The following is a 23,693-nucleotide window of genomic DNA, read 5'->3' as shown; positions in this document are numbered from 1 at the left end:
ACGACCTAGGCGCCGGCGAGGTGCTCCTCGAGGACGTCGCGGACGGTCGTCCAGGTGTGGGTGCCGTAGCGGTCGTTGTCGAGGTGCCGCAACTGCGCGTGGCCGCTGAACATGCTGACGAAGTACTGCATCCCCTGCCAGGCCGGGAACGTCTCGTCGGGGTTCTTGGACAGGCGCTTGACGACCTTGCTCATGACGGACAGGGTCCCGGTCGTGCCGGCCCACTGCAGCTTGAAGGGCGTGCCGGTGAGGTCGGTCAGCGTCCGGGCGATGTCGCGGGCCGTCACCTGGGCGCCAGCGATCTCGATGACGCGGGGCGCCGTGTCGTCGAGGGCTGCCAGGGCGGTGACCCGGGCGACATCGTCTTTGGTCGTGAAGTCGAGAATTTGGTCGGCGGACGACCAGAAGAGGACCCGCCGACGGTCGAAGAGGATCATCGGCGCCTCGCCGGCGATCAGGTCGGTGAACATTCCGTTGAGGATCGACGTCGCCTGGATGGGCGCCGCGTCGACCTCGGCTGCGAACTCACGACGGATCTCGAAGTTCCGGTTACTGCCGGGGGCGATCGAACGGTAGTCGGCCGAATAGTCGGACGGGATGAAACGCGGCACTCCGGCGGCGACGGCAGCCTTCAGAAGAGCGCGCTGCGCATCGACGATCACGGGCCGGATGCCGCTGACGGCCGACACGACCACATCGACCCCGGTGGACGCGGCGGTCAGCGCGGTGTGGTCCGAGTAGGCGGCGCTCACGACCTCGATGGGGTCGTCATCGCCGAACAGCGCGGAGGCCGATGCGGAGCCGGGTCGGGTGAGGACCCGGAGCCGGACATCGTGCTGCAGGAGTTCGCGAACGATGCGTTGGCCGAGATCACCGGTGGCGCCGGCAACGAGGATGGTTGTGGTCATGAGGAACGTCTCAATCGTGTGAGGTCGAAGAAAGCGGGCGGCGGGATCGTTCGGTCAGACTCATGCCTACCTGACAAGGCTGTCCGTTGGTGAAGGTGCGAGCAACTCCGGGCAGTGGTCAACCGAGTTCGTGTACCCGACTACGGTGAGCCAGTGCAGCTGGAACTCTTCGCCGTCATCGGCATCGCGGTCATCGTCATCGTGGCGGCGTTCTCCAGACGCCTCGGCTTGGCCGCGCCAATCATCCTCGTGCTCGTGGGTGTGGGATTCTCCTACATCCCCGGGGTTCCTGCGATCGAGATTCCGCACGACGTCATCCTTGACGGTCTCCTGCCGCCGATCCTGTTCGCGGCCGCAATTCGCGTGCCCGTGGTTGATTTCCGCCGCAACTTCGAGTCGATCGCCAGCCTCTCGTTCCTGCTCGTCCTGTTCACCACCGCGGGCGCCGGACTTCTCCTGCACCTGCTTCTCCCGGGCCTGAACCTCGCCCTTGCTTTCGCCTTGGGCGCGGTGATCAGCCCGCCGGACGCTGTTGCGGCGACCTCGGTCGGCCGCCGCCTCGGGTTGCCGCCCCGCCTCCTCACGGTGCTGGAGGGGGAGGGATTGATGAACGACGCCACCGCCTTAGTCCTTCTGCGCTCCGCCACCGCAGCGGCTGCCGGCGGCTTTCTCACGCCCTGGTCGGCCGGCCGAGACTTTCTGTTCGCCGTGGTGGTCGCGGTCGTGATCGGTCTCGCTGCCGGATACGCCACGGTCGTGGTTCGGTCGAAGTTCACCGACCCGGTTCTCGACACCGCCCTCTCGATCGCGGTTCCGTTCATCGCCTTCATCCCGACCGAGGCCGCTCACGCCTCCGGCGTCCTCGCCGTGGTCGTCGCGGGGCTGTATTCCGGGCATGCCAGTCCGAGCCGGTTCACGGCCCAGGCGAGGATCAGTGATCGGATCAACTGGCGCACCATCCAGTTCCTCCTGGAGAACGCGGTGTTCCTCATCATCGGGCTCGAGATCCGCACCCTGATCGAGCAAGTCCACAGCTCCGGCAAGACCGGCGTCGCGGAGACCATCGGGATCGGACTGCTCATCACCATCGGGCTGATCGCCCTGCGATTCGCCTGGCTCAGCCCACTCGTTTTGGCCCTCAAATTTCGGGAGCGGCATAAGGAGCGGGACACCTTCCGGCGCTGGCTCTCCCTCGAGCACGACCTACGCCTTCCGAAACGAGGGCTGATCGCGAACCGGCGACGCCAGACCGCCACCCTCCGCTATGAGCGGCAGCGGGCGGACCTCGATCAATTGCGTGCCGAGAGAATCGACTGGAAGGGCAGCCTCGTGTTGTCGTGGTCCGGGATGCGCGGCGTCGTGACCCTTGCCGCCGCCCAGTCTCTCCCCGATTTCCCGTACCGACCTCAGCTGGTGTTGATCGCGTTCGTCGTCGCGGTGACCACGCTCATCGGCCAGGGCGCCACCCTGCCCCTTCTGATTCGCGTCCTCCGCATCCAGGGGGTCGACCGGTACGACGACCGCCGTGAACTCGCGACTCTGCTGGACGAGATCAGCTACGGCGCCCTCGAAGTGATCCGAAACCCCGACGATGCCACCGACAGTGTCGATGGGGTCGACCCCGACGTGCTCGAACGCGCTCGCCAGGCATCGTTCCTTCGAGCCGAGTCCGCCTGGGAGCGATCGGAGAAGAACGTGTCGTCGTCCGATGAGACCCCCCACCGGGTCTACCGGCAGGTCCGGCTCGCGATCGTCGAAGCGGAGCGAGAACGCCTCCTCGATGCCAGGAGCCGCGGTGCGTATTCCTCTCGGGTGCTGGCCGAAGCGCAACGCATGCTCGATCTCGAAGAGACGCGGCTCACTCCTAGGAGGTGACGAGGAGGTGACGCTCAGGGCGGCTCACTCGCGAGCGTCCATTTTGCGATCTGACTCACGGAACAGCACTAACTCCTCTCTCAGCCCGGGGTCGAATCTTCCGAGTCTCCGAGGCCGCCAACCAAAGACCGAGTAGACCTGAAGTATGAGAGCTCTCACGTACCAGGCCGTCACCAAGGTGTCTGTCGAAGAAGTCCCCGATCCCACCATCATCGAGCCCACCGACGCCGTCATCCGAGTCACCTCGGCAGCAATCTGCGGCAGTGACCTGCACCTGTACGACGCCCTCGGCCCGTACCTCGACAAGGGCGACGTCCTTGGCCACGAGACGATGGGCATCGTCACCGCCGTCGGAACCGAGGTCTCGCGCATCAAGGTCGGCGACCGCGTCGTCGTCCCGTTCGTCATCGCCTGCGGTCACTGCTTCATGTGCGACCGCGGCCTGTTCTCGCAGTGCGAGACCACTCAGGTCACCGAGTACGACTCCGGCGCCACCCTCTACGGCTTCTCGAAGCTCTACGGCCAGACCCCGGGCGGACAGGCTGAGCAGCTTCGCATTCAGCGTGCTGACTTCAACCTCATCACCGTCGGCGCCACCCTGCCCGACGAGCGGTACCTGTTCCTCAGCGACATCCTTCCGACCGCCTGGCAGGGCGTCGAGTACGCCGAAGTTCCCGACGGCGGCACGCTCGTCGTTCTCGGTCTCGGACCGGTCGGCCAGTTCGCCAGCCGCATCGGCGTCCACAAGGGCTACCGAGTGATCGCCGTCGACCCCGTTCCCGAGCGCCGCACCATGGCCGAGCGCCACGGTGTCGAGACGCTCGATCTCACCGACGACGTCTCGGCGATCATCAAGAAGATGACCGACGACCGCGGCCCCGACTCCGTCCTCGACGCCGTCGGAATGGAAGCCCACGAGCACGGTGCGGTGGGGCTGTTCCAGAAGATGGCCGGCATTCTTCCCGACGCTGTCGGCCAGGCCGTCATGCAGAAGGCGGGCATCGACAGCCTCGGCGCCATGCACCTCGCGTTCGATGTCGTCCGCCGCGGTGGCACGGTGTCGCTCAGCGGTGTCTACGGCGGCACCGCCGACCCGACCCCGTTCCTGAACCTCTTCGATAAGCAGATCAGCCTCCGCATGGGGCAGTGCAACGTTCAGAAGTGGACGGAAACCCTGATGCCGCTGGTCGAGGATCCTGCGGATCCCCTCGGCACCGAAGACCTCGTCACGCACCCCGTGCCGCTCGAGCAGGCCGCTGAGATGTACGACCTCTTTAAGACCAAGGGCGACGGCTGCATCAAGGTCGTCCTCAAGCCCTGACCTGGTCGCCAACCACTAACAGTGCTGTGACACCGGCCCTAGCGAACACTCGCTAGGGCCGGTGGTGTGTTGCCTTGCGTCGCAGGTCGACGAGCCCGAGCGTGAGCGCCGCGCCGGAGAACACCAGTGAGACGATCAGAGCGAGACTGAGCGCGTCGGCGAAGGTACCTACCTCGGATGCCGGCATGCCCTCGGTCCGGGAGGCGACAGCCGAGCCGAGCAGGGCGAAGAACACCGTGCCGAGGACGGTCTGCCCGGTAGCCGACCCGATCCGCTGGGCGGTCTGCAGCACACCGCCCGCGGCCCCGCCCATGCGCGGATCGACGTCCATGAGCGAGAGCGTCTGGTTCGGGGTGACGATGGCGCCACCGGCGATTCCGAGCACGAACAGCGGCACCGCGAGACGCAGTATCACGGTGGCCGGGTCGGTGAGGTCGGGCTCGCCCTGGATCACGGCACCGATCACGATCGTGCCGGCGAAGAACACCGACACCGCGCCGACGACGAGCGGGCGCCCTATGCGCGGCACGAGTCGGCCCGCGACAGGAGCCCCGAGCACGGAGCCGAGCGCCAGCGCTGACACGCCGAGGCCCGATTGCAGGGCAGTGAAGCCGAGGCCGTTCTGGTAGTAGAGCGACAGGATGAGAGGGATCCCGGTGTTGCTGCAGAAGAACACCACAGCGAAGGCGACCCCGGTCACGAAGGTAGGAACACGGAAGAGCTGCAGGTTGAGGAGCGGTGACGCTGCTTCGCGCGTGAGCCGCGACTCGCGGCGGAGGAACAGGACGAGGAAGACCGCCGCGGGGACGAAGAAGACGAACACCCAGCCGCTGTGTACCTCGTTCACCTCGACGATCGGGAACAGGACGAAGAACAGCGCCGCGCCGAGGAGAACCGCACCGGCGATGTCGAGCCGGCCCGACCCGGATCCTTTGGGCTCCTGTTTCGGCACCCATCGACGCGCCAGAATCACCGCGACGATGCCGATCGGCACGTTGATGAAGAACACGAGCCGCCACCCGAAGTCGGAGCCACCGAGAGCGATCAGGAGGCCGCCGATGACGGGCCCGAGGGCTGTGCCGACGCCGACCGAGAGCCCGAGACCGCCGAACGCCCGGCCGCGCTCGGATTTCGGGAACGCGTTCTGGATGTAACCGGACACCTGGGGCCCGATGATGCCTCCGAAGAGGCCTTGCACGACCCGGGCGGCGATGATCACGAGCGGCACGGGAGCGAGGCCCACGCAGGCGCTGGCGAGCACGAAGCCCGAGACCCCGATGATGAACATGCGGCGCCGCCCACGAGTGTCGCCGAGCCGTCCGCCGATGACGGGCATGAGGCCGAACGCGAGGATGTACCCGCTGACGATCCACTGGAGCTCCGCCGGCCCCGCGCCCGTCGAGCGTCCGATCGACGGGAGGGCCACATTCGTGACGCTGACGTCGAGCAGCGCGGCGAACTGGCCCATGAGCATGACGAACAGGGCCCGCCAACGTCGGGGATCGAGGTCCTGGGCAGGGGACGACTCGTGTGCCGTGTTCGAGACCGTGAGCTAGCGCCTCCGCAGCGTGACGACGAGGTGCAGCAGCGGCACCGCGGCCGTCGCCATGAGAACCGTGCCGAGCACCTCGTCGGTCGACCGCAGGAAGACGCCGCCGACGAGCAGGGCCGCGAAGACGATCGCCGATCCGAGTCGGTTGACGGAACGCTCGACCGACCGAAGACGGCGGTCGACCTCGGGTGTCCGGACGGCGAGTTGACCGCGCTCGATCCGGGTCGCGAGCTCGTCCATCCTCCTCGGTAGCCGAGCGAGAGTGGTGCCGTAGGCCAGCGCCTGCTGGGGCAGATCGCGAAGGGCATCCCGGCCATTGGTGCTGAGGATGGTGCGAGCGAAGGGGTCGACGGCGTCCCACATGTTGAAGTCGCGATCGAGGGCGCTCGTCACTCCCGAGACGAGTGAGATGGTGCGGATCAGGAGCAGGAAGCTCTCCGGCAGCTGGAAGGGGAGGACGCGGATCGTCTCCCCGAACTGCCGCCCGAACGCCTCCAGCTCGCGCGGGTCGATGGTCTGGAGCTCTGCGATACCCAAGCCGCCGAAGCGATCGAACAGCGCCGACATGGCACGTTCGAGTTCGTCGGTGTCGGCCGTCGACAACAGCACACCGAGTTCGCCCAGCGACGCGACCAGGGCTCGGCTGTCGCGTCCGACGGCGGCGAGGATGAAGTTCCGCAGGCCGGCGCGAAGTGGGTCGGAGATCTCGCCCATCATGCCGAAGTCGACGTAGGTCAGGTGCCACTTCACGCCGGCACCGGTGTCGGATCTTGCCGTCTCGGATCCTGCCGTGTCGGATCCTGCCGTGTCGGATCCTGCGTTGCTGGATCCCGCGGCGACCGGGGTGACGAAGATGTTGCCCGGGTGAGGGTCGGCGTGGAAGAACCCGGCGACGAAGATCTGCTGGAAGGTGACGCGTGCCAACTCGTCGGCGACTGCCGACGGATCGATTCCCGCCCTTTTGAGGGCCTCGACATCGGTGATCTTGATCGCCGACACGTCCGAGAGAGTTAGCGCCCTGAGCGAGCTACGCTCCCACACCACCACCGGCGCCTCGACCACGGGGTCTCCGGCGAAGTCGGCGGTGAAGCGCTCGGCGTTCGCTGCCTCGTGCAGGTAGTTGATCTCTTCCAGACTCGTCACGGCGAACTCCTCGACAAGTGCGGGGGCGTCGGCGCGCTTCGACACGAGGCTCACGTGCGAGAGCCAGCCGCCGATGCGGCGCAACGCGGCCAGGTCGACAGCGACGATCTCGTCGATGCCGGGTCGCTGGATCTTGACGATGACGTCTTCGAATCCCAGGTCGGCGGCGAGCGCAGGCGAGAGCCGCGCCCGGTGCGCCTGACCAAGGGATGCCGCGGCTATGGGAGTCGGATCGAAGAAGGCGTAGGCGGATTCCAGCGGCATGCCCAGCTCGGCGACCGTCTGTTCGCGGATCTTGTCGAATGGCTCCGCAGCCACCTCGTCTTGCAATCCCTGCAGTTCGTTCGTCACCTCCGGCGGGAGGATGTCGAGTCGCGCCGAGAGGAACTGCCCGACCTTGATCATCAGGCCGCCGAGGTCGACCGCCAGCACGCGAAAGCGCTGGGCAAGGAACTGCAGCCTCGCGGTTCGACCGCGGGCGGCGAACCGCCGAAGACCGATGCGTGGGAGGAAAAGCTCGTACCACCAGGCCTGCGCGAGGAAGATCCAGGCGAACCGCACGATCTTGCGGTAGCGCTTCCGGGAGGCTCGGCTGGTCTGCGGCGCGGCGGGCGTGCCACTGGCCTGCGGCATGCCCTACTCCTCGGCGAGGATCGCGTAGAGCTTGCGGCGCGCCTCATCCACGACGGCGACGGCCCGCTCGGTCTGCCGGGGCGTGCCGGTCTGGGCGACGAGCGTCATCACCTGGGCCAGTTTCGCGGCGGACTTGGTGAGAGCGAGAGCTCCGTGAACACCCTGACCCCACGGTTGCTGCGGTGCCTTAGCTGACCCCGAGGCGGCGGAGCCGGCGTGGGCAGAGCCGCCGTTGGCAGAGTCGGCAGCAGCAGAGGCAGAGTCGGCAGCAGCGGAGGCAGCGGCAGCAGCGGCGACGCGCCCCGTGTCGGTCAGCGAATAGACCTTGCGTTCACCGACCTGCTCGGCCGAGACCAGGCCTTCATCGTCGAGCACCTGCAGAGTCGGGTAGACCGCACCAGGGGTCGGTTTCCACGCACCGCCGGATCGGGCTTCGATGGCGCGGATGATCTGGTAGCCGTGCATCGACTCATCGCTGAGTTCGCGGAGAACAGCCGCCCGGATGTCGCCGCCTTCTCGGACGTCAGAGCTCAAGTCCGCTGTGGAGGGGGAAGCGAAGGTCTGCCGGAGGCCCTCGACGGCACCCCGCAGATCGAAACCGGGCGAAGACGACGAGCGCATAACAGGGTGTCCCTTCAGGACGCAAGGCGGATCTTGACGATACATCTCGGCCCTGGACGGCGTGTCTCGTCTGACTCGTCCTCAAGCGTTCGGGCCTAGCCGGCGGATCCTGCCGTCTTTCTGGTCACAGCGAGGGCGCAACACCCAGCTGGCGTACGAGCGTCGGAATCTGCTCTCGGAACGGGAAGAACCCGCGCGACGCGTGCGGCCACGCCAGGCTGTCCCACCGACGGCGGACGCTGACGAGGGCGACCCCTTCCGAGGCGAGGATCGGGCGGAGCTTCTCGAGCCTCTCGTGGACGGGGCCGACCGGTGCGAAGGGGACGACCACGGTGTCGAGCTGTTCGGACTCCGCCCAGCGCAGGACGGTCGAGGGGAGTGTGTCGGCGAGGATCCGGGCCGGGCGTGCGCCGGCATCGAGAGTGCGGGCCGCGGCATCGTCGAGGGCCGTCGCCGTGAACGCCGCCACGGCCTCCGACGCCGCGAACGGAGACCGCTCTCCCGAGTCAGCGACTGCGGCGGTCGCCACCAGCCGGTCAGCGAGCCCGGGCTGCTCCGCGAGCAGGCTGCCGGCCTCGAGGTCCTCCTCGTGCAGCAGCAGGCCGACACGATCGCCGAGCTGCCCCACGACGTCGTTCGGCTCGATGGCCGCCCGGGGCGGGAGGGGGTCTTCGGCGAGCGCTCGGGCCTCGCTGGCGAGCCCGGTAGGCGAGAAATGGCCCTCCGTGTACTGCGCGATGTTGGAGGCCGATGCGAGGTAAGTCTTGCCCTTGGTTTGTAGGCCGGCGACCCACCGCCACGACAGCGTGTTCGACGCCGCGTCTCCGTCGAGCAGATGCCGGTAGAAGAAGTCGGCGCCGAGCTGCCAGGGCAGGCCGAGGGTGAAGATCCAGATGCTTGCGAACCACATCCGCGTGTGGTTGTGCAGGTAGCCGGTGTCGATGAGCTCGTGCACCCAGGCGTCCATCGCGTCGATGCCGGTCCGCCCGGCCACGGCGTCGCGGTAGGCCTCCGGGAGGTCCCCGGTCGCGAACTCCCCCACGTCGCGGCGATAGCGACGCCACACCTCGGGGTTCTGTTCCAGCCAGCCCTTCCAATAGGTGCGCCAGAACACCTCCTGCACGAACTTGTCGGCGCTGCGGAGACTGTGTCGTTCGAGGACGGCGGCGACGACTTCTTGCTCGGTCACCAGGCGATGGCGCACGTAGGGCGACAGCCCTGAGACGTTGTCCCTCGACACCCCGAGGTCGTGATTGCGGTTGCGGGCGTAGTCGGAGCCCGCGCGGGGGACGAACTCTTCGAGCGCGTCGAGGCCGGCGGATCGGGTGGAGATGAACACTGCTCCATCGTGCGCCCCGCGACGCCGCAAAGGCCGACAAAGGGGGCTGATCCGGCGAGCGCCGGTGTCGCGACGCGACTAGCTGGGGCTCAACGCTTCCTCGTCTGCCGCGACGTTCTTCTGCACCGCGAACTGGGTCCGGTGGAGTTCTTCGTACCGCCCACCCATGGCCAGCAGTTCCTCGTGCGTGCCACGCTCCACGATCGATCCGTCCTCGATCACCAGGATCGTGTCCGCGCTCCGGATCGTGGAGAGGCGGTGTGCGATCACCATGGCGGTCCGTCCCTCGAGCGCCTCGCTGAGCGCCGCCTGCACAGCGGCCTCCGACGTCGAATCCAGGGCCGCCGTCGCCTCGTCGAGGATGACGACGCGCGGCTGGGCGAGCAGGAGTCTCGCGATCGTCATCCGCTGACGCTCACCCCCGGAGAGCCGGTAGCCGCGCTCCCCCACCATGGTGTCGAGCTGGTCGGGCAGCGACCGGATGAGCGGTTCGAGCCGTGCTCGTCGGACGGCGTCCCACACCTCGTCGTCGGTCGCCTCCGGCCTCGCCAGACGGAGGTTGGAGAGGATCGTCTCGTGGACCAGGTGGCCGTCCTGCGTCACCATGCCCAGGGTTTGCCGCATGGACGCGAAGCTGACGTCTCGGACATCCGTTCCCGACAGGCGCACGGCGCCGCTGTCGACGTCGTACAGGCGCGAGAGAAGCTGCGCGATCGTCGACTTGCCGGCACCGGACGTCCCGACGAGGGCGACTGTCTGCCCCGGTTCGATCCGGAAGGAGATGCCGTGGAGCACCTCATCGCCGCCGCGGGTGTCGAGCGTGGAGACCTCCTCGAGGGAGGCGAGCGACACCTTGTCCGCCGACGGGTAGGCGAAGCGGACGTCGTCGAACTCGACGGCCACCGGCCCGTCGGGAACGGCGGCGGCATCGGGCTTCTCCTGGATGAGCGGTTCGAGATCCAGCACCTCGAAGACGCGCTCGAAGCTGACCACCGCGCTCATGATCTCGACTCGGGCGCTCGCGAGGCCGGTCAACGGAACGTAGAGGCGGGTGAGGAGGAGCGCCAGGGTGACCACGTCGCCGGTGTTGAGCTGGCCGCGGAGCGCCAGGAAACCGCCGAGCCCGTACACGAGCGCGAGGGCGAGAGCGGAGACGAGCGTCAGGGCGGTCACGAAGACGAACTGCAGCATCGCGGCCCGCACCCCGATGTCGCGCACGCGGGCGGCGCGCACGCGGAACTCCTCGGCCTCGTCGTCGGGCCGGCCGAACAGCTTGACGAGGGTGGCACCGGGGGCCGAGAAACGTTCGGTCATCTGCGTGCTCATGGCGGCGTTGTGGTCGGCGGCCTCACGGCGCAGCGCGGCGAGGCGACTGCCCATCCGGCGCGCGGGAATCAGGAAGATCGGCAGCATGACCACGGCGAGGACGGTCACGATCCAGGACGTGCTGAGCATGACGATGAGGGTGAGGATCAGCGCCACGACGTTCGTGACCACGCCCGACAGCGTGCCGCTGAAGGCCTGCTGCGCCCCGATCACGTCGTTGTTCAGGCGGCTCACGAGGGCGCCCGTCCGGGTGCGGGTGAAGAACGCGATCGGCATCTTCTGCACGTGGTTGAAGACCGCCGTGCGGAGATCCAGGATCACACCCTCGCCGATGCGCGCCGAGTACCAGCGCGTCACGAGCGACACACCGGCATCGGCCAGGGCCACCCCGGCGATGCCGATCGCGAGCCAGACGATCGTGGCGATCGCGCCGTTGGCGACGATGACGTCGACGACCCTGCCGGCGAGCACCGGCGTCGCTACCGCGAGGAACGCTCCCACGACCGACAGCAGGATGAAGACGATCAGCTTGGCCCGGTAGGGCACCGAGAACGTCAGGATCCGACGCACAGAGGCACGCGAGATACCGTGCTTTCCGTCTCGGGCGGACGAGATCTTGTAGAGCGAGCTCCAGGCCGCGGACTCCATGCTCATTGCGGTTCCTTCCGTCGACCCCCGGCCCAGCCTGGTCGGTGCACGTGGCGGTGGTGCAGCCGGGAGCAGGGCGAGACTAACCCACTGCGCGCCGTGCCGTGCGCGTGTGCGCGCTGCGAACGAGAGGGATGGGGCACCCAACTCGCGCATCCCGGCGTCCCTGCGAGACTGGGGGCATGCCCGTCCACGGTTCCCCTCTCCAACGTCTCGGCTTCCTCACGATCGGGTCGTTCGACCCCGCGTCTCCGGCTGCCGGCCACGAAGACACCCTGCGGGTGATCGAGCGCGGCGAGCAGCTCGGCTTCGACAGTGCGTGGCTCCGCCATCGGCATCTGCAGCCGGGCATCTCGTCGCCGGTCGCGATCATGGCCGCCGCGTCGCAGCGGACGAGCCGCATCGAGCTCGGTACCGCCGTCACACCGATCGGAGCAGAGAACCCGTTCCGCCTCGCCGAAGACCTGGGCACCGTCGACGTGCTGCTGGGCGGCCGACTGAACCCCGGCTTCTCGGCGGGAACCCCGATGAACTTCGACCTCTATCGCGACGCGATCTACCCCGACACCGCCGACCACGAAGACCTCGGCTACGACCGCCTCCTTCGACTGCGCGACCTGGTGCGGGGTGATGTCGTCAACCCCTCACCGGAACGACGGGGCATCGAAGAGTTCAGCGACATCGTGCAGCCCCACTCCCCCGGCCTCGTCGATCGTCTCTGGTGCGGCGTCGGCAGCACGCGGTCGGCGGTGTGGGCCGGTGAGAATGGCTTCCACCTGCTGGCGTCGAGCGTGACTCGCGCCGAGCTGGGCACCGACTTCGCCGTCAACCAGCGCGCTCAGATCGACGCCTACCGAGACGCCCATCGGCACTCCGCATCCGCCCGCGTCTCACAAGGCCTCGTCGTGGTGCCGACCGACTCGGCGACGCCGGAGCAACGGGCCCGTTACGCCGCGTACGCCGAATCGCGAGCGGGTCGCGTCGGTGTGCCCCAGGGCCCGGGCAAGCTGCTGTTCGCGACGGACATCGTCGGCACCTCCGCCGAGATCGCCGACACGCTGCACGCCGACCCGGCCTATCAGGCCGTCGACGAGGTCGCGTTCGCGTTGCCTTTCGCGCTCGAGCCCGACGACTACGCGCAGATTCTCACCGATCTCGCCGAGCACCTCGGCCCGGAGCTCGGCTGGGCGCCCGCCACTGCCTAGCTGGACAACCACGGCCCAACCGCACCCGCCACCCTCTACTCCGCCCCCGGCACCGCCACAATCCGGTTCTGGTACGCCCACACGACCGCCTGGAGACGGGACCGAACGCCGAGTTTCGGCAGCATGCGGGCCAGGTGCGACTTGACCGTGGACACCTCGACGACGAGTTCGGCCGCGATCTCCTCGTTCGACATCCCCTGGGCGAGAAGCATCAAGACCTCGCGCTCACGAACGGTCAGGAGGTCGTCGGCCCGATCACCGGTGACAGGCTGCAGGCTCCGCCTCGAGACGAACTCCCGCAGTACTCGGCGTGTGAGCGCCTGATCGACGGTGCCGTTCCCGGCGGCGACCTGGCGCACCGCCTTGATGATCACGTCGGGATCGGCGTCCTTCAGCAAGAACCCGGATGCCCCGGCCTCCAGTGCCCCGAACAGGTAGTCGTCGAGACCGAAGGTCGTGAGGATCAGCACCGGCACGACCGGGTCGGCGTCCGGGCCGCACAGTTCACGGGCGACCTCGATGCCGTTCCGTACCGGCATACGGATGTCGAGACATGCGACGTCCGGTGCGGTGCGCCGAGCGAGCTCCAACACCTCTCCCCCGTCGGCGGCAACGGCCACCACTTCGATGTCCGCCTCAGCGCCTAGAAGCGCGGTAATTCCGGCGCGGACCAGGGGCTGATCATCCGCGACAAGCACCCGGATCACGCCGACACCCCGGCACCCTCATCGTCAGCGGCAAGAGGCGCCTCACGAGTCAGCGTCAGCTCCACCCGCCATCCACCGTCGTCGGTAGGCCCCGCCTGCAATCGAGCTCCGACGAGATCGGCCCGCTCCCGCATTCCACGCACCCCACTCCCTCCAAAAGACGAGGTCGAGGCGGCCGGCGCAGCAGCCGGTCCGTTCTCGATCCGAATCGTCACACTGGACGGCTCGAGATCGTCGATGGTCACCGTAACCGGAGCACCCGCGGCATGCAGGGCAGCATTCGCGAGCGCCTCCTGGGCGGTTCGGTAGGCGGCGAGTTGCGCAAGGGGTCCGACACCGTCGGCGAGGTGCGTCTGATCGCCCGCGGTGCGGATCGCGAGGCGGACGTCAGAGCGCAGCGCAGTCCGCTCCACAAGGTCGAGGATCCCCGCGACGGTCTCGACGGCCCGTTCGGCCGGGGCGTCGTCGCGCAGCAGTCCGACCAGTCGGCGGAGGTCGTCGAGAACGGCCGTGCTCTCCTCCCGAACCTGCCGGACGCCCTCGTGGGCCCGCTCCGGATCGGAGTCGATCTGACGGTCGATCACAGCGGCCATCAGCGCGATCCCCGAGAGGTGGTGCGCGGCGATGTCGTGCAGCTCGCGCGCCATGGCGGTCCGTTCCCGCGACACCGCCGCGTCGATCCTTGCTTCCTGCTCTCGACCGATCGCCGACGCTTCTGCGGTGCGGGCTGATCGCTCGTCACGACGCGAGCGGATCACGAGGGCCACGAGCAGTGGCAGTCCAACGGTTCCGGCCGCCTGCAGAAGTCCCTGCCCCAGAGCTGCCGCGAACGGCGTATCCGCCCGAAGGATCCCACTGGTCACCTCCGCAACGACAACAAGACCTGCCGTCGCGGCGAGCGCGGGCCAGAGCACGCCGAGCCGCACCCGGACGACGGCGAGCGCGACGGAGACGATGACGGCGAGTTCCGCCAGGGTGTGGAAGTCCCCCGGCGAGACGGCGGATCCTGCGACTGCGAGAAAGGCGACCGCCACCGGCGTCGCTCGGGAAGAGCGCCCCGAGGCGAGGAGCACCGCCGCCTGGGCGAGCAGCACGAGGGCGAAACCGATCCACTCCCCGCCGAGGGGTGCGGGGTACGACCCGACCGGCCCGACTTCGTCAACGGTGTCGAGCGCGGGCAAACCGATGAGGAGGCCGATGGCGACGAGGGCCGTGCCGCTCGCAACGGCGACGGTCGTTCGTCGCCGGCGTGCGTCATCGGAGGTCATCGGTCGATCCTACGAGTCGGGCCCCGGCGGCCGTCGGTTCGTCGTCGCGGGCGGGGTCGTACCCCAGGCGCCCTCGCGTGATCGCCAACAGCAGGGTCGCGCCGATCGTCGACAGGATGGCGAGGCCGATCAGCATCGTCGAGGCGGTGATCCCGGGATACATGTCTGCCCAGAGCGTCGAAATGGTGTTGTTCACGCCGACGTGCAGCAGCAGCACCAGCGGCAGACTCTGACCGGTGCGGTTGAACACCCAGATCATGATCACGTTGAACGTGATCGTGAACGCGATGAACACGAGAGGGTCGGTCCAGGGCGCGGTCGGCCACCCGCCCCAGTCGCTGAGGTAGAGGGGCATGTGCCAGAGGGCCCAGAGCGGTCCGAGCACGGCCGCGGCACCGAGGGCGCCGAAGCGCGACTGCAGGCGCGGCAGGGCGAAGTCGCGCCAGCCCGGTTCTTCTGACAACCCGGTCGAGAAGATCTGCACGATCAGCCCCGGCACCAGCGCGCCCAGCGCGAGAGCTGACGGCGCCTGCACGTTGCCGCCGGAGAACGGCAGCCCCGAGAGCACGATCAGGGCGGGCACTCCCACGAGAGCCAGCGCGTACCAGTACCAGCCGACCCGCCACCGCCAGAGCCGGCCCACCCACCGTCGAAGGCCCGGACGCCCGTCGGCGACCGCTGTCACCAGGAAGGCGCTGCCCAACGGCCCGAGGAGAGCCCCCGGAAGCACCCCCGAGAACTGAGCCGACCCGAGGAACTCCGGAAAATGGATGTTCCACACCCCGAGCCCGTGCGGCGAGAGGATGTACGGCACCCACGCCAGCCAGCTCAAGCCCAGCGCAAGGGCGAAGAAGCTGACCAGGGGGCGCCGGGCGATGACGCCGCCGATCCCTCCTCGTACACGGGCTTCCGTGCCGGTCTTGGGGCGGTTCTCGATGATCGTCGCCATAATGCCTCCGTTGGTCGGGTGGCCCGGAACGACCACACCCCAACGCTATGAACGGCCCCTCCTCCGAACGACCGGCAAAAGAACGCACGGCTGAACCTTGCGTCGAAAGATGCAAAGGATCCGACGCGCCGTCCAGGCAGACATCTCACGTCGGTACTCGCGGCACTTCTCGCACAAGGGGCGTAGAGCTAAGTGAGGGTCAGACGTGCTGACCGAAGAGAAGCGGGATGAACACATGGCACATGGAGTAGCAACCGTCTGGGTTCCTGTGACGGATATGAAACGAGCGGTTGCGTTCTACCGCGACACTCTTGGACTCGAAGTGAAGAACGAAGACACCGACTGGTCGGAGCTCGACGCGGGCGGACTCATGATCGGGCTCAACGGCCGCGAAGACGCCTCAGTGTCGTCGTCGGGTGGCGCCGTCATCTCGTTCCAGCCCGACGGCTCGATCGAAGACGAGCTCGCTCGCCTGAACGACCACGGCGCCGACATCCAAGGTGAGATCAGTGAGCACCCGTGGGGGCGCATCCTGCCCTTCAAAGACACCGAAGGAAACGACCTGCAGCTGTACTCGCCGCCGCAGGGCTAGTGGCAGGCTCGCGGAGCGCTAGGGCGCCTGTGTGCCCTGGCGCCGCTGTCGTGATCAGCATGCGAGGTAACCGGTGGGTCGACGCTACCTCGGCGGAAGAGGCCGCATGAGGGTTCGGTCCCACCGGAGAACGCAGCCGGTGTCTGTCCGCAGCTTGTCGGCGGCGATGAAGTCCGGGTCGATGCCGAAGTTCGTCCTGTACGCCTCGTAGGCCGAGAGGCTCTCAAACGTAAACAGGGCCAAGGCTTTGGGCTTGGCCGCGTCCGATTTGCTTGGCGTCCGCCAAGACCATCGCCGCCGGGCCCCAGGTCGACGCTTCTCTCCGGCTGTTGGTGGACGCCATCGACCTTTCCCACGCCAGCCAAGACGAGGTTGTCCTCTTCGAAGAGGGGCCCGACCAGACGTCGTTATTCGGTGAGGACCAGGCCCTCACGGGTGAAGTGACGGATCTCGCCACTGCTCTTATCCAGCACCGCAAAGACTGCGATGTTCAGGTCTTCAGGAAGGGACTGGTAGCTAAAGGCCGCTCCCGCCCCATGAGTCCCGAGGACTCGTCCGCTGAAGTCGCCGTTTCGAGAGGTGACACTGTCGCCAACTTTGATCATTTGTCAAGTATTGCGGAGAAGAGGCGCTGACGCGACCGAACCGTCCAAGGCGCGAACCCTGCGATCGCTCAGGGCGCCGGCGACTCCTGCCTCCCTTACGTGGAGAACGATCCCATGAATGGCGGTGGCGTCCTGGTCTAGCACGCGAGTGGTTGCTGCTTCGCGGATCACATATCTGGACCTCTTTGCCTAGGACCGCCTCGAGCTAGCTTGGGACCAAGCGGGGAGCCATGTGTCGGGCAACGACGTTCTCGACCGGTACGACCCAAACTGGCACGCGGCCATTGTCGACGATGGTTTCGAAGTCTTTTAGGCGGAGGACGGGCAGCTAGCCCTCCGACCTCGGGAGTGACCGTGTATTCCACCAACGTCCTGCCACCGTGGCTCTCAGTCGCTGCCAGGCCCTCTGCCACCGTGAGGTTACGGCCGGTGCGGAGTGTCACCGAGCAGTCGAGTAGACCCATCAGCTGACGTGCCCTGCGAGCGGTGATCTTGCTCATACCGAGCCGCTGTGCCAGCGTCTCGTGCGACGTGGCCACGTGCCGGCCGTGACGACGGTGAGCGCTGTCGGCTTCAACCTCGCAGAAGCGCAGGAACGTCTTGCGGCGGATCGAAATTCGACAGCGCAGGGCTTCTCCCTCCGGGGTATGAAGCACGCTCTGCACAGCCGTCAGCCACGCCTCGCGAGATGTCCACGAACGCAGACCGCGGTACTCCGAGTCGGGCACGGGAATGACGAACGAAGCCCCCCGGTCAGCAGGCGACTTGTACCCCGTTCGGGCGCGAGCGTATCCCGCACGCCCTATCCGCAAATTATCTGAAAAAAGAGATTTCGACGCGCCCACCATTTCGGGCTGCGTGAGCATCGATGCAGCAGTTGTACTTGCCTTATTCCTCACCGGTTCTCCAGTGGGCATGACAAAGCCCCAGCTCTAAGAAGCCGGTTCTGAGTCCGAGGCTCGAATCCTGATCTGTCGCCAAACTAATGCCAGGTTCGAGCAAGAGCTTGAGGCCCTCCGCTAGTCGCGGGGGGCCTCTCTCGTTAAGCCGGGTCGATAAGCAACTCCCCGTCGCGATCCTTCTCAGGCATCCACAAAGGAATGCCCTGAATGGTCAGCTGTGACTTGGTATGCGCAGCCATGAGCTCCACGAAGACCGACGCTGAGACTCCCGCCGACCTAGCCATAGCGGCAATGTCGTCGCGGGCGGCACGCTCAATTCTCCAGCCGGGCAGCACAAGATCTTGGAAGGACCCCCGTGGCCGACGTGCATCACTAATGCATCACAGACTCGACATATGTCCGTGTTTACGCGGCCAGCGAATGCCCCCGTGTCGCGACGCAAGCCAGCTAGTGGCTATCTCGTTTAAAGACTCCCTCTAAGGCGAGCTCAAGCTCGTCCGCGAGTTGGCTTGCCGATTTCGCTACCTCTTCTGCCGACCCAAGATCGTCGCCAAAGTCTCCACCCCAACCTAGCTGAGGATTTCTTATGAGATCCCGCTTGTCAGCCGGCAGGTAACTTGCAAACGGGTAGGCCGCCTTCTGTGCCTCGTGAAGGTCTGCTGCCGACGCTGGTCCTACGACAATCATGTCTTCGCCGTAGCCGGCGGACCTGTAGCTGCTCTTCGCAAGGCCGTTTACGGTTCTTTGAAATTCCCAGAGGTGCCCCGCCGCCTCGTAGCGGCGATTCTGCTTGACCACCCCGATTTGAGCACGCCAGGCAATAAGGGCGCCGAGCGCTCCCGACCCGATAGCAGCAGCTATCGCAACGATCAGACCAATAGTCATCAGTGGTTCACCATTCGACTCTCTCAGCAAGTTTTTCTATTGGAGCTCGCACGGCCCGCAGATGACACATCGCGCGCATGGAGACAACTTGTCACGAATGCGCTCACTAAGTAGCAGCGCCCTCGAGCCCCAAGACAAATACATGACTAGTCTTCACGTTATGAGCGCCTTCGTAGACCAAATGTTTCGAGCAAGATCAGCTGATGGGGGAATCGTCCGTCGGAACATAGGCGATGTCTATCGCCTTGGCGTTTTGGATGAAATTGTCAGTATTGCCCAGGAGGAGGGCTGGCACGTTGTTGAAACAGGCGATCAGATCGTCGTGCTCTGCCACACAGGCCGCCTAAGCATCATCTGCTGAAGCCTTGATAGAAAGGCCGCCCGGTTCGGCCTTCTCTTCTACGCGCCTACGACGGGCATGCCCAACCGGATTTGGTGTGTATCGACCCGCAAGCCGAGAGAGTTCGAAGTGCGTCCCCTTAGCCAGCTTCATCTCTGACCATCCGTGATGGACGAAGGCCAAAATTCAGGGCCTAAAAATGGGGGCATACAGCATTACCGCGTCGACCTAGATTCCTCCTAAGGGAAGCGGGGGTGCAGCTTGAAGCGACGAAGAGCGCGCCGCCAAGTTTTTCTCGAGGGTTTCATCAGCGCGACAGCCGCTAAAACGATCCGGGCTTCAGGCATGTTCACCCGCTGGCGCCTCCAACGGAAAGCCGGGGTCGGCAGCGACGTTCTGCTGCCTTTTGTCGCGTATTGGCTCCACGCCGGCCTAAAGCCGTGGCAGAAAGATCACGGAAAGACTACGACTATGACTACGCACGATGCCGGGGATGAGTCAATCGACTGGTCACTAATCACGCGCCGTCTCAGTGGTGACACGGCAACGTCCGTTGCCCTCGAAGCCATTGACGGGGCCTTGGTGCGCTTGCAGGGCCTAGATGAAAGTCAGATACGCCAAGCCTTCTCAGCGATCGCTGAAGGTACCTGGTGGGTTGCCGCCCTGGACGAGCAGTTGGTGAAAGGGCTCCGCCAGCTACCCGCGTCCATGCAGGCCTACAAAGCAGCGCGAGACGCCGACGAGCACGGCCGCTATATCCGCGGTTTCCTGTGGGTGCGGAACAGGCACACTCACCAGCTGCCGTTCACTGCTGAGCACGATGACACTTCCGCTTTCGGCCACAAAGATGCCGTGATCAAGCTCAGCAAAGGCCTCATCTGGCGGCCATCCGAAGACCTGCCACCGGCCGATAGACGGTTCAAGGAAAACCAGGACCATCGCGGCGCCTACGACGATCTTCTAGCCGGACAATCGCTCTGGCAGACTCTCTGGCGATGCTCCGAGTGGTTCCACGCCGCCGCTGGCCACGACCGAGGTGTCGGTTCTTGGGTGTCCGATAGATGAAAGCCGACGCTTCCTGGGTCACACTCCGCCCTGCTCTTGGCCTTATAGCGAAACTGCCTCCGACCGTCCGGGCTGTCACTTAACCGATCGAGACGTACTACGGGCTTACTCAGCCCGCGTCACCGGGCCATTTTTGCCATTTGAAGGAAGGCGCGCGGGAACGACTTCGAGATTCGTTTGGCTGGCCCTGAATCGAAGTACGGGATCTCGTTCCGGTCGAAATATCGGCTCAGAGTCTGGGGCGCGATTTCAAGAAAATCGGCTACCTCAGCAGGCTTCAACAGCTCCGGAAGATCTCCGAGTGGATCAGAAATGCCGTTGATCGTGGTGCCAGGAAGTACGTCGTGGCTGTTTGCTGTGCTTGCCAACCACACCTCCAACTCGGTGGTAAGAAAGATCCAGGATTTACCCACGCGATACGCCGGCAAGCGCCCTGAACTTGCCCACATATTTACCGTCCTGGGTGACGTCCCCAAGCGCACCGCGACGGCAGGCGCGTCAAGAGTGAGTTGTTGCACAGAAGAGATCTCGACCACGCTCCAATGATGATGGAGTCGGGAGATGGCCTACGCCCCTAACCACGAGAAGACCGTCCCATCATCTGACTCCATTCCTTTCCGGGCACCCGAAGTGTCAGCAGCGCTCCTGGCGGTTACTCGACAGCTGGAACGTTAGCTACAAACCACGCCCATGCATCGTCAAGTGGGTTATGGAGGTAGCGCCACTTAACTCGTTGCTCATACCAGGCAGCACGGCGAGCAAAACGATCCGATTGCCAAGCGGTTTCCTTCCAAATCCAACCAGCACCGAAGGGCCCCATTCCGTAGGGCAGGTCACCGAAACCACCCGTGCGAGCTACTGTCACCAATTTGTGTGTCCGAGCCCCACGCGCAAGCGCCAGAGCGCCAACAGATTCACCTCCGGTTAACTCCAGATGATCGTCTTGTAGCTCCAGCCCGCGAATATCGTGATGCTTGAAATACGCCTCGTGCAGGTCATAGACCGCGTGAAGTCCGAAGTGGGCCTCGATCGCCGCGGCTTGAATTTGGTCCCCTTTGTATGCAAGCTGCACACGCTGAGAAGTCAGCTTCAAGGCCTCAAGGTTCAGTAGATACTCGTCGCGTAGCTCACCCATGAGGCGAACCTACGTGATGATCCGACGGGCGAGAGGAAACTCATGACGTCTGGCCATGGATCGGCTATCGGCCACCGGTCGACTCATCCCTATTCAGCGGTCAGGTCCAATGGGGTGTCTTCCGCGATGGGCCGGACTGCGGCGAGAACGTAACTCCTCGTGCCCTCCTCAGCCCCCTTACCAATAGCCGTGTACACCTCAAACCTGACCTCAACACGCCTGTCCTCCACGGTCGCCAAATTGGCGACCGTCTTCTCCAGATCGGACGACTCGAAGCTTGCCGCAAAGGTGCGAGCACGGTCATCTGCGGAGAAAAACATAATTCCGCGGTCCCACCGATGGCCACTAATGACCCCCGTGGTCGTCCATTGGCGCCTTTGCACGTCACGCACCGAAAGCTGCTCAGCTAGAAAACGCGCCGACCGAGCATTGAGAGAGACGCCATGAGTGCCAAGGCCTTTCTTCCGAAATTCGCCTGACAGCTGCCAATCTCGCGAAACGACTTGCTCGGCGACCTTTCGCAGTTGAGTGCGTGCTCGGAGCGGAATTGTCTGAATGACACCATCCAAGAACCCCTCAGGGCCGTCTGGGTCAGAGTTACTGAAAACCGTGGCGATGGCCCATAAGGAATCAGAGAAGACGTCGCTTTCGGTCCAGATTGGATCGTCGGCAGCAGCCTTCGCTGAGAGGGGGGTATGGACCGAATCGTCGCGGGCGTGCGGCATTGGCGCGATGAAAGTTGCCCGGACAGAGCCGGGGCCTGGGGCAACTCTCAAGGGTGAACTCATTGCACCGAGACGCAGGGCACTCTTGGCGTACTCCTTGGCTGCCTCGGACATCGAAGTCACGAAAAGCCCGAAAGATCGAGCGTTAGTGGCGTGGTCTGCCACGTCGCCTTCCTGGACACTGCCAGTGACATCACCAAGATCATCCCCCGCGGCCTCCCCTCGACAGCCGAGACAGTCCTCGCTACAGGCGGCGTCCTCGACTTCAGTGGCTCGGCCGCGCAGCAGAGCTTCTCGGTTTACGCCAACGGCGGGCTTCGGTCAAAGACAACACCCAAGCTCAACACTCTCGACGTGGGGGTGAGTCGAGCAGTCAGCACTCAGTTCTCCGGTGCGGTTACAACCAAGACGGCGCAACAGCTCGGCCTGCCCATCAGTAGCCCTTCCAAGTTCATCTACACGGATGTCAGCTCGGCGACCATCCAAAAGGCGGTAGCCGCCGCCGTGGCAGGCGGATACGACAGTGACTTCGTGCACTACTTCGTAGCTCCACCCGCGCCTGTCCTTCCCGCCGCCACCTACGTCTTCTTCGTGGGCCTTCTCCTTGGGGCGTTCCTCGTCCTTTACTTAGTGATCGATGATCAAGGCAAACGCCTTCGCGGCTACAACACCCGCCTTGTAGCCATAGGCCTAAATCGCCGCTGGTCGAGGTCGATTCTGACCATCCAAACACTCGTCGTCGCCCTTGGAATCGTGGCTGGGCTCATCGCCGGCCGCCTCGGGATCTTCGTAATCTCAAGCCACTACGACGCAACAACGGTTCCCGTCACACCGGCGGCACTGGCGTGCTTTGGCGTCATCATTGCAGCAGGAATTGCAACAACTCTGGCCTCACGAAGCGGTCAAGCGACCGGGCCAAAAGCGGCGCTATAGCTCATGGCCCGATCGGCTACCGGACCCACTGGTCCCACCGTGGCCGCCGCGTTGTTGCGGGGTTCATGCCGTCTCGGATAGGTGGTCCGGAATAGATTCCGGTGACGGTGCCTCAATCGGACATGGGGACTGGTTCACGCGTCTCAGAAAACTAGAGATAAGCGAGACGTCTCATCGACTCACAAGAGCGACTGACAGTAACTCCCATTCCCCCAGACTTGGGTCGCGTCGATAGGAACCGGCTCGCAGGACTCGAGGTCGGTTGGGCATGCACGATAACCAACCTTCACCGTACGACGGTTTCTATCCAAAGAGTGGCGCCGGATTACCTCCGGCAGCGGGAGCTCGATTCGTCTAGCCCGGGGCCACCCCAAGGCGCCGGACCGCGTATCCGACCAAAGTTGGGGGGCCGCCTTTGGTCTCGTGATCCGTGTCGAAAGGACTGCTTAGAGGCCGTTGGCAGCGGTCGATGGCCCGGTCAACCTACGGTGGGCGTATGAAGCAGTTTCTGTGGCATCTGGCCACCCCAGTCGTGGCCCTGGCCTTGGCTCTCACCTGGTGGCTCTTCGTGCGGCCTAGTGTCAGCCTCGACGAGGTGCCGACACGAAACGAGACCTCTGTCACGACCCCCCACGCGGTGTGGGTTTTCGTCGGGATAACGATCGCGCTGGCTCTCTCGCGAGTGCGCCCGAGATGGGCGCGTGTCTGCCCGTCATCCGGGAGTCGCGGAGGGACCCCAAAAATGTGCCGAGTACCTGCGGTATCGGGGGGCTCATCCTGTGCACCTCGACGAACGGAACAAAAGCGATGACGCGTTTTTGACGGCGAAAGGCTAGAACAAGTGAAGGTAGAACTTCCCACTGCCATGGACCTTGGACTTCCGAAGCCTCGGCGTCGTGATCTGGGTCGAGTGATTTGGTGGAGGTGGGTTGCGTTTGTCTGCACCGCGCGCTCGTACCTATGGTGCCTGATCCCGGGTACTGCCTTCTTCGGGCTGCTGCAACTCCGTCACCCAG

At 65.3% G+C, this 23,693-nt stretch carries 21 protein-coding genes; 6 read left to right on the top strand and 15 right to left on the bottom strand.

Annotation, left to right across the window (positions count from 1 at the left end):
- Positions 1-5: 5 nt before the first annotated feature.
- On the bottom strand, positions 6-908 hold the full coding sequence (locus ITJ49_RS03430) for an NmrA family NAD(P)-binding protein (RefSeq protein WP_194601306.1): 903 nt from the start codon (positions 906-908) through the stop codon (positions 6-8).
- A 153-nt stretch (positions 909-1,061) separates the two neighbouring features.
- On the opposite strand from ITJ49_RS03430, the gene ITJ49_RS03425 reads away from it, so the two are divergent.
- Together ITJ49_RS03425 and ITJ49_RS03420 are read left to right on the top strand one after the other, a co-directional pair.
- The gene (locus ITJ49_RS03425; protein ID WP_194601304.1) at positions 1,062-2,783 is read left to right on the top strand and encodes a sodium:proton antiporter; all 1,722 of its coding nucleotides are present in this window, start codon (positions 1,062-1,064) and stop codon (positions 2,781-2,783) included.
- Between the two features lie 145 nt (positions 2,784-2,928).
- Entirely contained in the window at positions 2,929-4,104 is a 1,176-nt protein-coding gene (locus tag ITJ49_RS03420) for an alcohol dehydrogenase catalytic domain-containing protein (RefSeq protein ID WP_194601302.1), read from the top strand.
- Between the two features lie 52 nt (positions 4,105-4,156).
- On the opposite strand, the gene ITJ49_RS03415 is transcribed toward ITJ49_RS03420, so the two are convergent.
- From ITJ49_RS03415 to ITJ49_RS03395, 5 genes are all read right to left on the bottom strand, one after another.
- Entirely contained in the window at positions 4,157-5,572 is a 1,416-nt protein-coding gene (locus tag ITJ49_RS03415; protein ID WP_194601300.1) for an MFS transporter, read from the bottom strand.
- 84 nt (positions 5,573-5,656) lie between these two features.
- Positions 5,657-7,432 (bottom strand): AarF/ABC1/UbiB kinase family protein, encoded by a 1,776-nt coding sequence (locus tag ITJ49_RS03410; RefSeq protein ID WP_194601299.1) that lies wholly within the window; start codon positions 7,430-7,432, stop codon positions 5,657-5,659.
- 3 nt (positions 7,433-7,435) lie between these two features.
- Positions 7,436-7,966 (bottom strand): PadR family transcriptional regulator, encoded by a 531-nt coding sequence (locus ITJ49_RS03405; protein ID WP_228513904.1) that lies wholly within the window; start codon positions 7,964-7,966, stop codon positions 7,436-7,438.
- Positions 7,967-8,177: 211 nt separating this feature from the next.
- On the bottom strand, positions 8,178-9,392 hold the full coding sequence (locus tag ITJ49_RS03400) for an FAD-binding domain-containing protein (RefSeq protein ID WP_194601293.1): 1,215 nt from the start codon (positions 9,390-9,392) through the stop codon (positions 8,178-8,180).
- A 78-nt stretch (positions 9,393-9,470) separates the two neighbouring features.
- Positions 9,471-11,372, bottom strand: a complete 1,902-nt coding sequence (locus tag ITJ49_RS03395; protein WP_194601289.1) for an ABC transporter ATP-binding protein — start codon at positions 11,370-11,372, stop codon at positions 9,471-9,473.
- Positions 11,373-11,548: 176 nt separating this feature from the next.
- Between ITJ49_RS03395 and ITJ49_RS03390 the strand changes: the two genes are divergently transcribed.
- Complete coding sequence (locus ITJ49_RS03390) at positions 11,549-12,571, top strand: LLM class flavin-dependent oxidoreductase (RefSeq protein ID WP_194601287.1); 1,023 nt, start codon at positions 11,549-11,551, stop codon at positions 12,569-12,571.
- Positions 12,572-12,606: 35 nt separating this feature from the next.
- Here ITJ49_RS03390 and ITJ49_RS03385 read toward each other — a convergent pair whose 3' ends face one another.
- Genes ITJ49_RS03385 through ITJ49_RS03375 form a run of 3 tightly spaced genes read right to left on the bottom strand, consistent with a single transcriptional unit; the run spans position 12,607 to position 15,495 of the window.
- Positions 12,607-13,278, bottom strand: coding sequence for a response regulator transcription factor (locus ITJ49_RS03385; protein WP_194601284.1), 672 nt, complete (start codon positions 13,276-13,278; stop codon positions 12,607-12,609).
- A complete protein-coding gene (locus tag ITJ49_RS18055; protein WP_194601281.1) occupies positions 13,275-14,546 on the bottom strand; it encodes a histidine kinase in 1,272 nt (423 codons plus the stop codon). The genes ITJ49_RS03385 and ITJ49_RS18055 overlap by 4 nt, the downstream gene beginning before the upstream one ends.
- The gene (locus ITJ49_RS03375; RefSeq protein WP_194601279.1) at positions 14,533-15,495 is read right to left on the bottom strand and encodes a type II CAAX prenyl endopeptidase Rce1 family protein; all 963 of its coding nucleotides are present in this window, start codon (positions 15,493-15,495) and stop codon (positions 14,533-14,535) included. Before ITJ49_RS03375 ends, ITJ49_RS18055 begins: the two co-directional genes overlap by 14 nt.
- Before the next feature lie 235 nt (positions 15,496-15,730).
- Between ITJ49_RS03375 and ITJ49_RS03370 the strand changes: the two genes are divergently transcribed.
- Complete coding sequence (locus ITJ49_RS03370) at positions 15,731-16,087, top strand: VOC family protein (protein ID WP_055964175.1); 357 nt, start codon at positions 15,731-15,733, stop codon at positions 16,085-16,087.
- A 407-nt stretch (positions 16,088-16,494) separates the two neighbouring features.
- Here ITJ49_RS03370 and ITJ49_RS03360 read toward each other — a convergent pair whose 3' ends face one another.
- From ITJ49_RS03360 to ITJ49_RS03350, 3 genes are all read right to left on the bottom strand, one after another.
- Positions 16,495-16,692 carry a hypothetical protein gene (locus ITJ49_RS03360; RefSeq protein WP_194601277.1) on the bottom strand — a complete coding sequence of 66 codons (198 nt, stop codon included), beginning with the start codon at positions 16,690-16,692 and terminating at the stop codon, positions 16,495-16,497.
- Positions 16,693-18,041: 1,349 nt separating this feature from the next.
- Complete coding sequence (locus ITJ49_RS03355; protein ID WP_194601275.1) at positions 18,042-18,479, bottom strand: hypothetical protein; 438 nt, start codon at positions 18,477-18,479, stop codon at positions 18,042-18,044.
- A 196-nt stretch (positions 18,480-18,675) separates the two neighbouring features.
- Positions 18,676-18,813, bottom strand: coding sequence for a hypothetical protein (locus tag ITJ49_RS03350; protein WP_194601273.1), 138 nt, complete (start codon positions 18,811-18,813; stop codon positions 18,676-18,678).
- Between the two features lie 477 nt (positions 18,814-19,290).
- Between ITJ49_RS03350 and ITJ49_RS03345 the strand changes: the two genes are divergently transcribed.
- Positions 19,291-19,884 carry a hypothetical protein gene (locus tag ITJ49_RS03345; protein ID WP_194601271.1) on the top strand — a complete coding sequence of 198 codons (594 nt, stop codon included), beginning with the start codon at positions 19,291-19,293 and terminating at the stop codon, positions 19,882-19,884.
- A 119-nt stretch (positions 19,885-20,003) separates the two neighbouring features.
- On the opposite strand, the gene ITJ49_RS03340 is transcribed toward ITJ49_RS03345, so the two are convergent.
- The 3 genes from ITJ49_RS03340 to ITJ49_RS03330 form a co-directional block, all read right to left on the bottom strand.
- Positions 20,004-20,420, bottom strand: coding sequence for a helix-turn-helix domain-containing protein (locus tag ITJ49_RS03340; RefSeq protein WP_194601268.1), 417 nt, complete (start codon positions 20,418-20,420; stop codon positions 20,004-20,006).
- Positions 20,421-20,536: 116 nt separating this feature from the next.
- Entirely contained in the window at positions 20,537-21,019 is a 483-nt protein-coding gene (locus ITJ49_RS03335) for a hypothetical protein (RefSeq protein WP_194601266.1), read from the bottom strand.
- An 89-nt stretch (positions 21,020-21,108) separates the two neighbouring features.
- A complete protein-coding gene (locus ITJ49_RS03330; RefSeq protein WP_194601263.1) occupies positions 21,109-21,909 on the bottom strand; it encodes a hypothetical protein in 801 nt (266 codons plus the stop codon).
- Here ITJ49_RS03330 and ITJ49_RS03325 point away from each other — a divergent pair.
- Positions 21,898-22,677, top strand: coding sequence for a hypothetical protein (locus ITJ49_RS03325; RefSeq protein WP_194601261.1), 780 nt, complete (start codon positions 21,898-21,900; stop codon positions 22,675-22,677). The genes ITJ49_RS03330 and ITJ49_RS03325 overlap by 12 nt on opposite strands.
- Positions 22,678-23,693 lie beyond the last annotated feature (1,016 nt).

Origin of the sequence: Frondihabitans sp. VKM Ac-2883, from assembly GCF_015350875.1 — a bacterium.
Lineage (GTDB): Bacteria > Actinomycetota > Actinomycetes > Actinomycetales > Microbacteriaceae > Frondihabitans.
The sequence above is the reverse complement of the archived record's forward strand: the minus strand, read 5'-3'. Positions and strand labels throughout refer to the sequence as shown.

What these genes read in the sequence shown, in the direction of transcription:
- ITJ49_RS03335 (WP_194601266.1), bottom strand. Translation starts at nt 21,019, where the DNA reads ATGGGTGAGCTACGCGACGAGTATCTACTGAACCTTGAGGCCTTGAAG.
- ITJ49_RS03430 (WP_194601306.1), bottom strand. Translation starts at nt 908, where the DNA reads ATGACCACAACCATCCTCGTTGCCGGCGCCACCGGTGATCTCGGCCAA.
- ITJ49_RS03390 (WP_194601287.1), top strand. Translation starts at nt 11,549, where the DNA reads ATGCCCGTCCACGGTTCCCCTCTCCAACGTCTCGGCTTCCTCACGATC.
- ITJ49_RS03355 (WP_194601275.1), bottom strand. Translation starts at nt 18,479, where the DNA reads ATGACTATTGGTCTGATCGTTGCGATAGCTGCTGCTATCGGGTCGGGA.
- ITJ49_RS03370 (WP_055964175.1), top strand. Translation starts at nt 15,731, where the DNA reads ATGGCACATGGAGTAGCAACCGTCTGGGTTCCTGTGACGGATATGAAA.
- ITJ49_RS03410 (WP_194601299.1), bottom strand. Translation starts at nt 7,432, where the DNA reads ATGCCGCAGGCCAGTGGCACGCCCGCCGCGCCGCAGACCAGCCGAGCC.
- ITJ49_RS18055 (WP_194601281.1), bottom strand. Translation starts at nt 14,546, where the DNA reads ATGACCTCCGATGACGCACGCCGGCGACGAACGACCGTCGCCGTTGCG.
- ITJ49_RS03345 (WP_194601271.1), top strand. Translation starts at nt 19,291, where the DNA reads ATGACTACGCACGATGCCGGGGATGAGTCAATCGACTGGTCACTAATC.
- ITJ49_RS03360 (WP_194601277.1), bottom strand. Translation starts at nt 16,692, where the DNA reads ATGATCAAAGTTGGCGACAGTGTCACCTCTCGAAACGGCGACTTCAGC.
- ITJ49_RS03395 (WP_194601289.1), bottom strand. Translation starts at nt 11,372, where the DNA reads ATGAGCATGGAGTCCGCGGCCTGGAGCTCGCTCTACAAGATCTCGTCC.
- ITJ49_RS03375 (WP_194601279.1), bottom strand. Translation starts at nt 15,495, where the DNA reads ATGGCGACGATCATCGAGAACCGCCCCAAGACCGGCACGGAAGCCCGT.
- ITJ49_RS03420 (WP_194601302.1), top strand. Translation starts at nt 2,929, where the DNA reads ATGAGAGCTCTCACGTACCAGGCCGTCACCAAGGTGTCTGTCGAAGAA.
- ITJ49_RS03415 (WP_194601300.1), bottom strand. Translation starts at nt 5,572, where the DNA reads ATGGGCCAGTTCGCCGCGCTGCTCGACGTCAGCGTCACGAATGTGGCC.